This is a genomic window from Streptomyces sp. NPDC005808 (assembly GCF_042871385.1).
GTDB lineage: Bacteria > Actinomycetota > Actinomycetes > Streptomycetales > Streptomycetaceae > Streptomyces.
The window spans coordinates 302,569-316,458 of record NZ_JBIAIK010000006.1; the positions used below are offsets into that span (position 1 = coordinate 302,569).

Consider the following 13,890-nt stretch of genomic DNA (forward strand, 5'->3'; position numbering starts at 1 on the left):
GGGTCCCAGTCCAATCGGCGGGGAGTGGCTCACCCCGGTGATCACGTGATCGCCTGATCACCTGATCGCCTGATCGCCTTCAGCCCGAAGCAGCCCGGAGCGGGGTCGCGGGTGCGGTTCCTTCGCTCGTCAGGGCGCGGAGAGCCCTGCGGGCGTAGAGCGGGTCGGCGGGGAGCACATGGGAGGCGAACCAGCGGGCTGCGGCCGGGTCGGGGGACGGTTCCACGAACTCCGCGCCCGCGTAGTCGTCGAGTGGGGGATCGTAGACGTATCCGGTGACCACTCCGTGGCTCACCAGACGGTCGATGAGGGCGTCGCGGTCGTGGACCAGGAGCGGGGCCCTGAAGAGCGGGAGACGGTCGGGGTGCGCCGCGCTGTCGCGGAGTGCCGGGGACGCCCACGGGGTGTCCGCGAGCAGTGAAACACCGGCGCCGCGTCGGGCGAGGTTGGCGTCCAGGGCGGCCATCCGCAGCTCCAACTGCCCCCGTACCAGGGCCCCGTGGCGGGAGCGGAAGCCGTGCAGGTCGACGCGGACCCAGGGCTCGTACGCGGTGAGGCTCGGCGCCTCGCGTGCACGGTCGGCGAGCCGTGGTGCGTGCAGGGCCATGCGGTAGTCGTCGCGTTCCAGCAGCCCGAGGCGCTGGAGCGTCCGCCAGACGGGACGTACCAGGTGGAGAGTGCGGACGGCGGAACGGGCCAGCGGCCGCAAGGTAGCGGTCAGGTCGTCGTGGAGGCGGCGGGGCGTGAGGAGTTCGTCGCGCAGAGCCTCCAACTCCCGTCGGGTGCGCGCGTCTTCTACGGCAAGGAATCCTCCGGCCGTCGACGCGGCATGCTTGGACAGGCTGAACACCGCCGCCTTCCCGAAGGTCCCGATCGGCTGCCCGTCGACGCGCGTGCCGATCGCGTGCGCCGCGTCCTCGAACAGCGGGATCCCCAACTCCTCACATCGGACGCGCAGTTCGGCCACCCGGTCCGGTATCCCGTACAGGTTCGTGGTCAGGACGGCGTCCACGTTCCGCCAGGTCGACTCCGGTACGGCGGCCGGGTCGATGTTGCCGTCCCACGCGGACACCGGGGCCTGCACGGGGCGTAGCCCGGCCGCGAGGACGACGAAGAGGATCACGTCGTCGTTCACCGGCGACATCAGTACCCGCGCGCCCGGCCGGCACCAGCGCCGTAGCGCCAGGTACAGGGCGAGCCGGGCCGAGGGCGTGTAGACGCATTCCCGCCCGAGCCGCCGTGACATCGTCGCGCCGAGCCGTGATCCGTACGACATCGTCACCTCTTCCGTCCTTCCGTCCTTCCGTTCTTCCGTTCTCCGGTTCCTCCGTTGTGGTTCGAGGTTCGACCGGTTCAGGGAGAAACAGGGCCGCGCAGGGTCGACCCCGGCGTCGCGCGCCGACGGGGGTGGGGGGAAAAGGAGAACCAGGGGGAATTCAGAGGAGGTACGAGCTTGCTCAGCGGGCGCGGGGTTCCGCTCGGGTGGCGGACGGTCGGGCCGAGGTGCGCAGGGTGCCGGCAGTCTTCAGCAGCCGGTCGGCCGGCTTCCGGAGCCCGGGGTGGGCCAGGACTGTGTTCCGCAGACCGCGGACCGGCCTGCGCCACAACCGGTGTGCCGTCGCCACCGGACTGGGGCGGATGGCGAACCCTTCGCCCACACGCAGCTCGCGGGTCTTGAGCCAGTCCTTGTACTCCTTGTCGCCACGCCCCATGTCCATGGTCCGCACGCCTTGCCGGCCCGCCGCCTCGGCCATCCGCAGGTGCATGATCAACCCGGGCGAGTAGTAGCGGAGTTCGGGGTCGTACGTCGTGAACCAGGCGGCGAACACCGTGCGCGAGGTCGGTCCGAAGTGCGCCGCCACCGGCCGGTCGCCGGCGTACACCACGGACAGCACGCCGGTGAAGTGCTCCTCGCGGACGTGGAACAACTGGTCCACCAGGTCCACGATCCACGGCCGCGCGAACCGGTCCATCCGTCCCGTCCTGCGGTACTGGGCGGACTTCCACTCCATGAGCTGACGCAGCATGCGGGGGTCGCGCTCGTCGTAGACGAACCGCATCTCGCCCAGGTCGCGCCCCAGACGGCGTTCCTTCTTCAGCGTCGTCTTGGCCAGGCCGGGGTATGCCCCGCGCAGCCACTCCGGGTAGCTGCCGTCGCCGACCTTCAGGTCGAGCACGGGTGAGGGGAACGTCCCCGTGACGTATTTCCCGAAGGGTCTCTGTTCCTCGACGAGGTGGTCGAACTCGAAGACGGCCAGCCCGCAGGCCTTCAGCAGTCGCTGGGGGTCCCAGGTGACCCCGGGCCGGTGCACGAGGGCCTGGCAGTCGGAGAGACCGAGCCCGATGGCCCGGCCAACACCGAAGGCGTTGCGCTCGTACGGGAAGAAGCCGACCGCCTCCCCGCTCTCGTGCAGGACGGCCACCCGCGCCCCGCTGCGGTGCCTGCCGATCCCGGCCGCGAACTCCGGCGCCAGGAACGGGTTCGCGTAGTCCGGTGACTCGTCCATCGCCCTGTGCCAGGCCTGGCACAGGGCGGGACTCAGCTCCTCGGGTCTGTGGATCGTGATGTCCGTCTCAGAAGATCGCATAGACGACCGCCCCCCCAATTCCCCCATGACGCGCCCCCCGCGTCCGCCCCGTCAATTCCATGCCCAGGGGCTCAAACGTCGCGAAAGCCACGCACCCTGTCAAGGGTGCCTGTCGTAACGGAAGCGTGCGGATGGGAGGGCGCGGACGGGAGGGGCCCCGGACGAAGGTGCGGTCGCCCTTCGCTCCAGTCCCCCTCAGGAAGCTTCAGAAAGTCACTGCCGTCGTCTCCGTGGTCCCCCCGACCCGTCCGGGCGCACTCTGCTCCTGCCAGTACAGGTTGGTGTGCGCGATGACCAGGTCCGGGGACGGTGCGCCATACGCCGTGAGGTCTTCCGTCGTGTGCGCGTCGGCGACCAGCGTCACGTCGTAGCCACGGACGAAGCCGCCGTGCAGGGTGGACCGGATGCACGCGTCGGTCTGAGCGCCGGTGACGACGAGGCGACCCACACCGCGCTCGGCGAGCACCGCTTCCAGCTCCGTGTCCTCGAAGGAGTCGCCGTAGAGCTTGTGGACGAGCGGCTCCGCGGCATCGCGGACCAGCTCCGGCACGTACTGCCAGCTCTCGCTGTCCCTCTTGATCTGGTCGTCGGAGTGCTGCACCCACACCACGGGTACGCCCTCCGCGCGGGCCTTGTCGACCAGGACGTTGATGTTCGCGATCACACCGTCACGGTCATGGGCACCCTCCACCACCCCGTTCTGGACATCGATGACAAGCAGCGCGGTGTTCGGCCTGCCGGGCAGGGTCGTCATGAGAAAACCTCCTCAGTTTCCGGTCGACCCCACAGTAGGCCGGGGCACTGACATTCGGATCGGTGAGCAGGTTCCGGAGGTCAGAGCCCTGGCCGGCCGCAGTCGTCACCTCGTGCGGCAAGTCATCACCTCGTGCGGCAGCTGGGCCCGCGTACGCCACCGGGACTCGCCCCTGACGGGGCGGCCCGGCAGCGTACGCCGCCAGATCAGGCCGCGCCCGCCTGGCGGTAGATGTCCAGGGCCTCGTCACCGAGCACCGGGTGGTACTCGTTGTTGCCCGCGCTGACACTGATGTTCCCGATCAGATAGCCGGAGCCTGTCGAGGTGTCGAAGCCGGACAGGAACCCGCCGCCGCTGGAACCGCCGGTCTGCACGCAGTCGATGCCCCACATCGTGGAACCGACCCGCCCGGCGTCGATGAACTCGTCGCCCTCGCAGTGGTTGAGGCGCTCCCCGCTGCCCTCGGCGCTGGAGCCGCCGTAGCCGAATGAGTGCACGTGCTGGCCGTTCGCCGAGTTGAACGCGACGCCCTGGGCCCCCACGGTGTCCACCAGCGTGCGGCTGTTCACCGTGCCCAGGACCGCGAACGCGAAGTCCCAGTTGGCGTTCCCGGCCGAGGAGACGTAGTCGGTGTCGAAGAGGAGGCTGCGGGCGGTGAAGGTGCCGAACGGGCGAGTGCCGTTGGCGTAGCCGGGAATGAACACCCAGTTCTTGTAGACCTCGCCGGTCGAGGCGTTGACGACGCAGTGTCCCGCGGTGAGGACCACGGACTTGTTGTCGCTGTTGGCCACGGTGGCCGAGCAGGTGTACGTGCTGCCCGTCGCGTTCTGGAAGAACACCTTGCCGGCGGTCGTGCCGATCAGACCGCCCCCGGTCCAGGCGGTGGGCGAGGACGCGGCCGCGAACTCGCCGGCGGCGAACTCGCTCGTGGCCGGGGCTCCCGTCGCGGTGACCGGCGGGACGGTCACCTCGGGGCCCGCTGTCTGCGGCGCAACCGTCTCGCCCGTCACTCCGGCCGGCTGGGCCGGGGCGGACAAGTCCTTTGCCGCGCGCAGCCGCTCGGGCGTCCAGAACCGCAGCGCCGCGTTCTGCTGCGCGGCCGAGAAGGTCGTGCCGTCGACGCGAGTGGGGGTGTGCGGCGCGGCGTTGGCGGTGCCGGCCGCCCATGCCGTGGCTGCGAGTGTCAAAGCACCGAGATACACAGCAGTACGTCTCATGGCAGGCAGATCCAAGTCCTCGTGGGGAAGGGAGAGTTCATGCGAGGCACCGGTTCGGACTCGGTGGACTCGGGCGAGGACTGCCTTCGACAACGTTGACGATGGGCAATCCTGCTGACAACGTTGTCGATCCAATGCGCCGCCAGACTAGCTCCCCCCTTCATGGCGTGTCCATGGCACGCGTGAACCCCTACGCACCCGTTGTGCGGGTGTTCTGTGGTGAACCGAGAACCTCAGCGACAGCCCCGCCCTCGCCGTCACCCCTGCCACCTGAACGGCGTTCCGCACACTTGCCCGCGGCTGAGAGCGTCACCGTCACGGCGATCGATGCCGCCGCCATGGCCGTCATCGCCGTACCGGCTGACGTCAGTTGAGCCACCGCCCCCGCCAGCGCCGCGCTCACGCCCTGCATGGTCAGCATGCCGGAGGAGTGGAGCCCCAGGGCGTGGCCGCTCAACTCGTCCGGAGTGAGGGCCATCAGGTGTTCCTGCTGGATCAGACTCGCGCCGAAGCCGACGGAGGCGAGGGCGATGCAGGCCGCCGCGATCGCCGTACCCGGGCGAAGGGCGAAGATCAGGTACGGCGTGGCCAGGAGCAGCAGGAACGGGATGCCAAGTCGGCGTCGGACCGACGGCGGGATGAAGCGGCCTGTCAACACGTCGCCCACGAACATGCCGAACGCGCCGCAGGCGAAGAGCAGGCCGGCGCGGTCGGGGGCGTAGGACACGAACAGGGACTCGCAGCCGACGATGAGGCCGTTGGGGATCCAGAGGAGCAGGTACGTCCTGCGGCGCGGGGGCGAGGACCACAGGACGGCGTTGGTGCGCCAGGTCTGGGCGATGGACGGACGGCCGGCGGCCCGTGGCGCGCGTTGGGACAGGCCGAGGCGGGTGACCAGGGCCGCCGCCAGGTACAGCACCGCCGCGATCCCGAGCGTGGCCCTCGGTGACAGCACCGCAACGAGCACACCACCCGTCGCGAAGCCCGCGATCTGTGTGAAGCCGTTGACCATGTTGAAGACCGAACGGCCCAGCAGATAGCCGTCCTTGGACAGGATCTCGTTCAGCAGGCCCCACCGGACGCCGCCGCCGAGCGAGGAGATCAGGCCGAGGACCGCGATGAGGGCGAAGAGCGTCCAGAGCGGGAGACCGGGTATCGCCATCGCAGCCGTGCCGAGGGCGAAGGACAGGGCGATGCCCGTCATCGTGGAGCGGGGCGGCAGCCGGTCCGCCGCCGAGAGCAGAGTCGTCGCACCGACGACCTGGGCGAGCTGCGGCCCGAACATGCTCACCGCCGACAGCAGCGGTGACTCGGTCGCCTTGTACACCAGCGTTCCGATGGCCAGGCCGCCGATCGTCGAGGCCGTCGAGTGAAGCGCGGAGGAGAGGAAGAGCGGGGTGAATTCCCGGGTGCGGAAGAGATCGGAGTAGCTGCGCATGCGCGGAGTCTGGGGTGCGGTGTGCAGCTGCCGGTATTGTTTCGCGCAGGAGCGAAACGTCAGGGAGTGTGCGATAGGGGGTGTGGAGTACGTGGGCTGGTGGCAGGTCAACGCCGACACCCTCGCCGGGAGCCGCTTCGTGCTGTCGCCGCTCGCCGAGACCTTCGCGAGCCTGAAGATGCTGCACGCGGAGGCTGCCTCACACCCCGGTGAGCGTGCCTGGCTGCGCACCCATCTCCCCGCTTACAAGCGCCACTTGGCCGCCGATCCCGTCACCGCGCTACTCATCCGCTCCGGGCTCGGCCGGGACTGGATCGCCGACTTCCTCACGCGCACCCCGCGCGACGACCGGGCGGGCTTCGAGGAGGAGGTGGAGCGGGTGCGCGCGGTCTCTCCCCGGGCGGCGCGCGAGCACCTCGTGCTCTCCCTGCGCGGCCCGCTCCCCGCCCGCCTCGACCGCGACGACCTTCCGGAACGCGCCGCCGACCTCCTCACCCACGTGTGGGAGGAGGCCGTACGCCCGTACTGGACCCGGCGGCGGCGCGTCCTGGAGGCCGATGTGGTCGCGCGTACCGCGCAGTTGAGCCAGGGCGGCTGGGCGGCGGCGCTCGATGCGCTACGGCCGGGGACGCGGTGGCTCGGCGACAACCGGCTCCAGGTCAATCTGCACGAGTACCCGCCCCGCGAGATCTCCGGCGCGCAACTCTTCTTCGTACCGGTCACTCCGCAGCGCATCGGGTGGGTCTCCTGGGAGGAGCCCCATCGGTACGCGGTCATCTACCCGTGCGCGGGGGCGCTGGCCGGCGGTCCGGACGTGGCGGCCGCGCCCGCGAGCCTGGGCCCGCTCCTCGGAACCGCCCGTGCCGGCATCCTCGTACTCCTCGACTCCCCCATGTCGACAAGCCAGTTGGTGGCCGTCACCGGGCAGGGGCTGGGTTCGGTCGGGCGGCATCTGAAGGTGCTGCTCGACGCGCGCCTCGTGGAGCGGCGGCGGGCGGGGCGTTCGGTGCTCTACTTCCGCGCCCCTGCCGGGGAGGTCCTGGTCACGGCCCAGCGGGGGGAGGGGAATTCACCCCTCTCTCCCTCGTAGGGCCTACCGCTGCGACGTCGTCTCTCTCACCCACGGAAGCAGTGTCCGCTCCGCCAGCACGAGGGCGTAGAACAGCGCCACACTCATCACCCCGAGCAACCCGATCGCGGCGAACGCCAGTGCCGTGTCCGAGTTCGCGCCGGACTGCAGGATGACGAAGCCGAGGCCCTCGTCGCCGGCGCTGAACTCGCCGATGACCGCGCCGACAGCCGCGAGCGGCATGGCCACCTTCAGCCCGACGAAGATCTGCGGCAGCGCACCGGGAAAGCGGAAGCGGAGGAAGGTCTGGACGCGGGAGGCACGCAACGACCTTGCCAGCTCGATGAGTTCGACCGGCGTCGAGGTGAGTCCGCTCGCGACCGACAGGACGACGGGGAAGAAGCAGACGAGCAGCGCCATGACCACCTTCGGCTGCGAGCCGAAGCCCATCCACACCACGAGGAGCGGGGCCAGCGCCACCTTGGGCACCGCGTTGAACGCCACCAGGAGCGGCGCGAACATCAGCTCCACGATCCGTGACGCCGCGATCGCCACCCCGATCACCAGCCCCGCGCCCACGGCCAGCGCGAACCCCAGCACGATGACCAGGAGCGTGCCCATCGCCTCGTCCAGCAGATAGCCGGGGACGCGGAGGAAGGCGTCGAGCACGGCCGCGGGCGACGGCAGGATGATCTCCGGTACGTCGAGGACGGCCGCCGCGAGCGCCCAGGCCCCGACCACCGTCGCCAGCCCGAGCACCGGCCAGCCGAACTCCCCGGCCCGCCTGAGTACTTGTGGACTTCGGCTCACGTCGAGATCTCGGGTCACACCAAGGCCTCGGGGCGCATCAGAACCTCGGCTCACGTCAGGACTTCGGGGCGCATCAGAACCTCGGCTCACGTCAGGACTTCGGCACCAGGTCGAAGGAGACCAACTCCTCGGGCGTCAGCCCGGGTTTCACCGCCCCCGCGTCCTCCAGCGCCTTGATCGCCCCGGCCACGCGCTCGGGGTCCATGGTGCCGATCGGTGCGCCGTTCTCCCTCGGCTGTACGGCGGCGCCCACGAGCTCGATCTCGGCGGCGGCGGTCTCCTTGTTCAGCGTCGGGAACTTCTCGGCCATCAGTGCGGCGGCTTCGTCGGGATGGTCGATGGCGTAGCGCATGCCCTTGAACAGCGCTGTGGTGAATCGCCTCACCAGGTCGGGGTCCTCCTCGGCGATCTTCGTGGTCGTCGTGATCGCGGCGCCGTAGCTCTCGGTGAGGTACTCGCCGAAGGGCAGGACGACGACCTCCTTGCCCTTGACGGCGTTCTCGATGTTGGGGCGGCCCACCCGGTACTGACCGACGGCGTCGACCGAGCCGGTGGCCAGGTTGACCCCGAGCTGCTGGGCTTCCAGGGCGACGAACTCGACCTTCTCGGCGTCGATGCCCGCGAGCTTGGCGTACGCGGGGAAGAGGGCTCCGATGACCGATCCGGCCGGGTCCGCGATCTTCTTGCCCTCCAGGTCGGCCGGCTTGCTGATGCCGCTGTCGGCCAGCGCCATGACGGCCGCGTCCGTGGTCTGGTGGACGGCCGCGACCGCTGTGACCCCGGAGACCTTGCCGTCGCCGAGCTGCATGATGGTGCTGCTGAGGTCGACGGGGGCGAACTGCGCGCTGCCCCCGGCGAGCGCGGCCAGGCTGTTGCCGCTGCCCTGGCCGGGCTGGATGGTGACGGTCACTCCCGCGTCACTGAAGTAGCCCTTGTCCTGGGCCACATAGGCGTACGCCTCACGGCCGAAGGTGCCGAAGCCGGTGATGTAGGTGACCTTGTCGGGAGCGGAGCCGCCCGAGGCGCCGCCGCCGTTCACGTTGTCGTCGTCGGAGCCGCAGGCCGTGGAGAGCGCCGCCGTCATCAGGACGGCCAGGAGTGCGGCGAGCAGTCGTGATGTCCTTTTCGAAATGCAAAGGCTCATGGAAACCAAGTGGAGTCGCTGGAGGGGAAGTTGTCGAGACCACAGAGGCGGTTGTCATGTAACAAACATTGAGCGACCGGTTGATCACCGGACGCGCCGACCTATCCTCGGCCGTACGGCCATGCCGCTGTTTCTGCTGCTCGTACCGCCCGCTACGGGTGAACCGGTGTTGGGGGGCTCCCGTGATCCGAGTACGCGGTGTGTCGAAGAGCTTCGACGGCCGCAGGGGGACCGTGGAAGCCCTGCACGACATCCAACTGGACGTCGGTGACGGCGAGTTCGTCGCCGTCCTGGGCCGCTCCGGCTGCGGCAAGTCCACCCTGCTGAGGGTGATCGCGGGGCTGCTCCCGGCGACCTACGGCGAGGTACGGATCGCCGGTGAGCCGGTCCGCGAACCCCGCCGGGACGTCGCCATCCTCTTCCAGCGCCCGGCCCTGCTGCCCTGGCGATCGGTGCTCGACAACGTGCTGCTGCCCATCGAGGTGCACGGCCGACCGCGTCCCGAACACCGGGAAACCGCAAGCCGGTTGCTGGCGACAGTCGGCCTCGACACCCCTTTCCACAAACGCCTGCCGCACGAACTGTCCGGCGGTATGCAGCAGCGGGTGGCACTGTGCCGCTCCCTCATCCAGCGCCCCCGCGTCATGCTGATGGACGAGCCCTTCTCGGCCCTGGACGCCCTGACTCGCGAGGAATTGTGCGAGGTGCTGCAACGCGTGCACATGGAGCACGGATCCACCGTCGTCCTCGTCACCCACTCCATCGAGGAGGCGGTCCTGCTCGCCGACCGGGTCGTGGTCCTCAGCCCGCGCCCGGGCCAGGTCCGTACGGTCCTGGACGTGCCGGTCCCCCGGCCCCGCTCCCTGGGCCACGACGCCCACGCCACCGAACTCGCCCGCTGCCGTGCCGAACTCCACGAACTGCTGCTGGCCAGCCACAAGTCAGGGGTGTGAGCGGGAGATGGAGCTGCGCGTCTTCACCGAGCCGTACCACGGAGCCACCTACGACGAACTGCTGCGCGCCGCCCGGCACGCGGAGGAGTGCGGCTTCGACGGCTTCTTCGTCTCCGACCACTACCACCCCATGCACTTCACCGACGCCCTGCCCGGCCCCACCGACGCCTGGACCACCCTGGCAGGACTGGCCCGCGAGACCTCGACCATCCGCCTCGGCACGATGATGACCTCAGTCAAGCCTCGTTCGTACATCACGCGCTGACCTGCGGAAACGCCGCCAGAGGCGTCGCGGAGACCTGCGTGGCAGGTGATCGGACACCGTGCTGAGGGGATGGACGTTCAGCGGAGCTGGGCGGCGGCCTCGGTAGCGATCTTCTCGAAGACGCCCTGGTCTGCGGCGAAGTCCGAGTCGGGGATCGGCCAGTGAATCACGATCTCGGTGAACCCCAATTCCTGATGTCGGCCCGCGAAGTCCACGAAGGCGTCGACGGACTCCAGGGGACGGCCGCGGTCCGGGGTGAACCCGGTGAGCAGGATCTTGTCGAGCTCGGTCACGTCCCGGCCGATCTCGGCGCAGGCGTCGGCGAGCCGGTCGACCTGTCCGCGAATGGCCTGAACCGACTGCTCGGGGGTGCCCGTCTCGTACAACTTCGGGTCGCCGGTCGTGACCCATGCCTGTCCGTGTCTGGCGGCGAGCCGCAGCCCGCGCGGTCCCGTGGCGGCCACCGCGAAGGGCAGCCGGGGGCGCTGGACGCAGCCGGGGATGTTGCGTGCCTCGTGCGCTGAGTAGTAGTCGCCCTCGTGGGAGACGGAGTCTTCGGTCAGGAGCCGGTCGAGCAGCAGGACGAACTCGCCGAAGCGGCTGGCGCGCCCACGCGGGGTCCAGGGGTCCTGGCCGAGTGCCGTGGCGTCAAAGCCGGTGCCGCCGGCGCCGATCCCGAGGGTGATCCGTCCATTCGAGATGTCGTCGAGGGAGATCAGGTCCTTGGCGAGGGTCACAGGGTGTCGGAAATTTGGCGAGGTAACGAGGGTGCCCAGGCGCAAGCGCCCCGTGGCCGCGGCGGCGGCCGTCAGCGTGGGCAGAGCGCCGAACCAGGGACCGTCCCGAAACGACCGCCAGGACAGGTGGTCGTAGGTGTAGGCCGCCTGGAATCCGAGTTCCTCAGCCCACTGCCACTTCGAGCGGCCCCCCTCGTGCCAGCGGTCGACGGGAAGGATCACGGTACTCAGACGTAGGCCCATGGCGATGGGCCTACGTCGCTCCGATCAGAGGCCCAGACTCAACCAGCGCTTCCGTGACACCGACGATCTTGTCCTAATCCAGGTTCGGGCTGCCCCATCCCGGGCGGAACCCTACGCATTACGAGGGCACAGGTCCGCGAAATGCGCGCCGTGTGACGCCCGGTCCCATATGGACTGAGGCCTCGATGATCAGCCCCGCGCCACGGTAGCCGGTGTGCCATGGCGCGGGAACAGGGTCACGCCCGGTGATCGGACAGCGCGCGGAGCCCTGCGGCGAGATCCTCCTTCAGATCGTCGAGGTCCTCGAAGCCGGAGTGGACACGCAGCAGCTGGCCCCGGCCCGCCCAGGTTCCGGGAAGCCGGTGGCCGATCGGGTCGACCGGCACGATCAGGCTCTCGTAGCCCCCGTAGCTGTGGCCGAGCCCGAACAGCCGCAGCCGTCCCAGCATCGCGCGTACGGCGGGTTTGCCGAACCGGGGCTCCAACTCCAGCCCGAACAGGCCCGCCGCACCCGAGAAGTCCCTGCGCCACAGCTCATGCCCCGGATCGCCGGGCAGCGCCGGGTAGAGCACATCGGCGACCCCGTCCTGCGCCCGCAGCCAGTACGCGAGCTCCTGGGCCTGACGCTGGTGGTGGCGCAACCGGACGCCCAGTGTGCGCAGGCCCCGCAGACCCAGGTAGACGTCGTCCGCACTCGCGCACTGGCCCAGCCTCATCGCCGCGCTGCGGACAGCAGCGAAGTGTTCCTCGGTGCACACGATGGCGCCGAGGATGCTATCGGCGTGGCCGGTCAGGTACTTCGTCGCGGAGTGCACGACGACGTCCGCGCCCAGTTCCAGTGGTCGGCTGAAGGCAGGCGTGGCCCAGGTGTTGTCGATAACCGTGACCACGCCCTGCGACCGGCACACATCGGTGATCGCCGGGACGTCCTGCACCTCGAAGGTCGTGGAGCCGGGAGACTCGAGATAGACCATGCGGGTGTAGGGGCGGATCAGCTCCTCGATGGCCTTGCCGAGACAGGGGTCGTAGTACTCGGTCTGCACACCCAACCCCGCGAGGGAGTCGCAGAACTTCCGGGTGGGCAGGTAGACGGAGTCACTGACGAGGATGTGGTCGCCGGCTCGGACGAACGACAGGATCGCGGTCGTGATCGCTGCGAGGCCTGAGCAGGTCACGACGGCGGCATACCCGCCCTCCAGCTCGGTCAGGGCCGCCTCGAAGGCACGGCCGGTGGGCGTGCCGAACCGGCCATACACCGGCATCTCGCGCTTGAGGGGGTCTGCCTGCGACGCGTCCATCGCCGCGACGTCCTCGTACAGCACCGTCGAGGCCCGGTAGACCGGCGGATTTACATAGCCGTGCTGCTGCCGGGGGTCAGACCCGGCGTGCACGAACCGGGTCTCCATGGAGGGGCGTCCGTCGGTCATGACACCGCCTCCAGCTCGGGATCCAGGCCGGACTTCTCGCGGGCGGCGGCCCGGCGTCCGCCGAACAGCAGCGCCGCGACCGCCGCGACCGCGCATTGGATCGCGACGACGATCCAGAACATGCCCAGGTCGCCCTCACCCTGGTAGTGGGCGAAGACAAAGCCGCCGATGACCCCGGCGAGCAGTCCGCCGATGCCCGCGGTCAGCCGCTGGACCCCGAAAGCGAAGGCCGGATTGCCTGGCACACGGTCGACGAGTTCCAGATCGCACCTTAGGAACAGGAACACCTCACCGAGCGTGAACAGGGCGGTGCCCACCAGCAGGGCCGGGGTGTCTCCCATGGACATCACGGCCATGCCCGTCGCCATCAGCGCGAACGAGCCGGCGAGCAGCCGGCGGTAGTCGGCCCGGGCGATCCAGCCCGACAGCGGAGGCTGCAGCAGCACCACCATCGCGCAGTTGACGAGCATGGCCCAGCCGAGCACCTGGATGTTGGACACGCCCGCGGCGTAAAGGCCCATGAAGCTCTGGAAGAAGAAGTACAGATAGAAGGCCACGGCCGCGAACAGCACCGGCCGCATTGCGCCGCGCAGCGCTTGGCGTTTGCTGGTTCGCGCGGGCTCCGCGCCTCCAGGCGGGTTCCCGGGTGCGGCCGGGCGACGGGTCACAGGCCGCATGGTGATCTGGTGGGCCACGGTGATCAGGGCGAACAGGGCCGCGGCGCTGAGCAGCAGCAGCACCGGATCGGCGTCGAGCAGCAGGGCGGCGAGCAACGGTCCCAGCCCCATGCCAGCGTTGAGGGCAGCGCTGCTGATCGCTAGGAACAGCGGCCTCAGGTCGTCGGAGACGGAGGTGACGACGTACGCCTTGTTCGCCGGGAGGTACAGGGCGGGGCCGACTGCGACGAGGAACACCGCCGGATAGGCGACTGTGGGGACCTTGACGGCCAGGCCGAGCAGGACGAGGCCCGCGGTCCGCAGGGCCAAGGAGAAGACCATCGTCCGTTTTAGCCCTAGCCGGTCCACAACTGGGCCGCCCAGGATGCTGCCGCCGAACTGGATGAACGTAGCGACGGCCACCAGCACACCGGCCAGGCGTACGTCCAAGCCCACGGCCTCGACCATGAGCACCCCGATGAACGGGGTGACCATGTAGCTGCCGAGAGCCACGACGAAGGACAGGACGATCAGGGACTTCAAACTCGGCGACAACCCCGTGAAGGTCCTCCACTTGGCGGAGACGGAG

12 protein-coding genes and 1 pseudogene are annotated in these 13,890 nt (G+C 69.6%); 3 read left to right on the forward strand and 10 right to left on the reverse strand.

The annotated features are described in order from the left end of the window. Positions 1–79 precede the first annotated feature (79 nt). The 5 genes from ACFYPC_RS16255 to ACFYPC_RS16275 all read right to left on the reverse strand — a co-directional run bounded on the left by ACFYPC_RS16255 (position 80) and on the right by ACFYPC_RS16275 (position 5,997). Positions 80–1,276, reverse strand: coding sequence for a DegT/DnrJ/EryC1/StrS family aminotransferase (locus ACFYPC_RS16255; protein ID WP_388676236.1), 1,197 nt, complete (start codon positions 1,274–1,276; stop codon positions 80–82). Positions 1,277–1,457: 181 nt separating this feature from the next. Continuing rightward, the gene (locus ACFYPC_RS16260) at positions 1,458–2,588 is read right to left on the reverse strand and encodes a GNAT family N-acetyltransferase (RefSeq protein WP_388675840.1); all 1,131 of its coding nucleotides are present in this window, start codon (positions 2,586–2,588) and stop codon (positions 1,458–1,460) included. Between the two features lie 205 nt (positions 2,589–2,793). Then, positions 2,794–3,342 carry an isochorismatase family protein gene (locus ACFYPC_RS16265; protein ID WP_388675842.1) on the reverse strand — a complete coding sequence of 183 codons (549 nt, stop codon included), beginning with the start codon at positions 3,340–3,342 and terminating at the stop codon, positions 2,794–2,796. Positions 3,343–3,548: 206 nt separating this feature from the next. Then, a complete protein-coding gene (locus tag ACFYPC_RS16270) occupies positions 3,549–4,559 on the reverse strand; it encodes a trypsin-like serine peptidase (protein ID WP_388675845.1) in 1,011 nt (336 codons plus the stop codon). 190 nt (positions 4,560–4,749) lie between these two features. Then, entirely contained in the window at positions 4,750–5,997 is a 1,248-nt protein-coding gene (locus ACFYPC_RS16275) for an MFS transporter (RefSeq protein ID WP_388675847.1), read from the reverse strand. Positions 5,998–6,088: 91 nt separating this feature from the next. Here ACFYPC_RS16275 and ACFYPC_RS16280 point away from each other — a divergent pair, with 91 nt between their 5' ends. Further along, positions 6,089–7,087, forward strand: coding sequence for an ArsR/SmtB family transcription factor (locus ACFYPC_RS16280; RefSeq protein ID WP_388676238.1), 999 nt, complete (start codon positions 6,089–6,091; stop codon positions 7,085–7,087). A 3-nt stretch (positions 7,088–7,090) separates the two neighbouring features. Here ACFYPC_RS16280 and ACFYPC_RS16285 read toward each other — a convergent pair whose 3' ends face one another. Next, on the reverse strand, positions 7,091–7,876 hold the full coding sequence (locus tag ACFYPC_RS16285) for an ABC transporter permease (protein ID WP_388675849.1): 786 nt from the start codon (positions 7,874–7,876) through the stop codon (positions 7,091–7,093). A gap of 91 nt (positions 7,877–7,967) precedes the next feature. Next, positions 7,968–9,020, reverse strand: coding sequence for an ABC transporter substrate-binding protein (locus tag ACFYPC_RS16290; RefSeq protein ID WP_388675852.1), 1,053 nt, complete (start codon positions 9,018–9,020; stop codon positions 7,968–7,970). A gap of 182 nt (positions 9,021–9,202) precedes the next feature. Here ACFYPC_RS16290 and ACFYPC_RS16295 point away from each other — a divergent pair, with 182 nt between their 5' ends. Next, positions 9,203–9,973, forward strand: a complete 771-nt coding sequence (locus ACFYPC_RS16295; RefSeq protein WP_388675854.1) for an ABC transporter ATP-binding protein — start codon at positions 9,203–9,205, stop codon at positions 9,971–9,973. Positions 9,974–9,980: 7 nt separating this feature from the next. After that, a pseudogene (locus ACFYPC_RS16300) lies at positions 9,981–10,208 on the forward strand (LLM class flavin-dependent oxidoreductase); the annotation flags it as partial. Between the two features lie 107 nt (positions 10,209–10,315). On the opposite strand, the gene ACFYPC_RS16305 reads toward ACFYPC_RS16300, so the two are convergent. The 3 genes from ACFYPC_RS16305 to ACFYPC_RS16315 all read right to left on the reverse strand — a co-directional run bounded on the left by ACFYPC_RS16305 (position 10,316) and on the right by ACFYPC_RS16315 (position 13,856). Beyond that, the gene (locus tag ACFYPC_RS16305; RefSeq protein WP_388675857.1) at positions 10,316–11,218 is read right to left on the reverse strand and encodes an LLM class flavin-dependent oxidoreductase; all 903 of its coding nucleotides are present in this window, start codon (positions 11,216–11,218) and stop codon (positions 10,316–10,318) included. Positions 11,219–11,454: 236 nt separating this feature from the next. Continuing rightward, positions 11,455–12,645, reverse strand: coding sequence for a cystathionine beta-lyase (gene metC, locus ACFYPC_RS16310; protein WP_388675860.1), 1,191 nt, complete (start codon positions 12,643–12,645; stop codon positions 11,455–11,457). Beyond that, the gene (locus ACFYPC_RS16315; protein ID WP_388675863.1) at positions 12,642–13,856 is read right to left on the reverse strand and encodes an MFS transporter; all 1,215 of its coding nucleotides are present in this window, start codon (positions 13,854–13,856) and stop codon (positions 12,642–12,644) included. Before ACFYPC_RS16315 ends, metC begins: the two co-directional genes overlap by 4 nt. Positions 13,857–13,890: the final 34 nt, after the last annotated feature.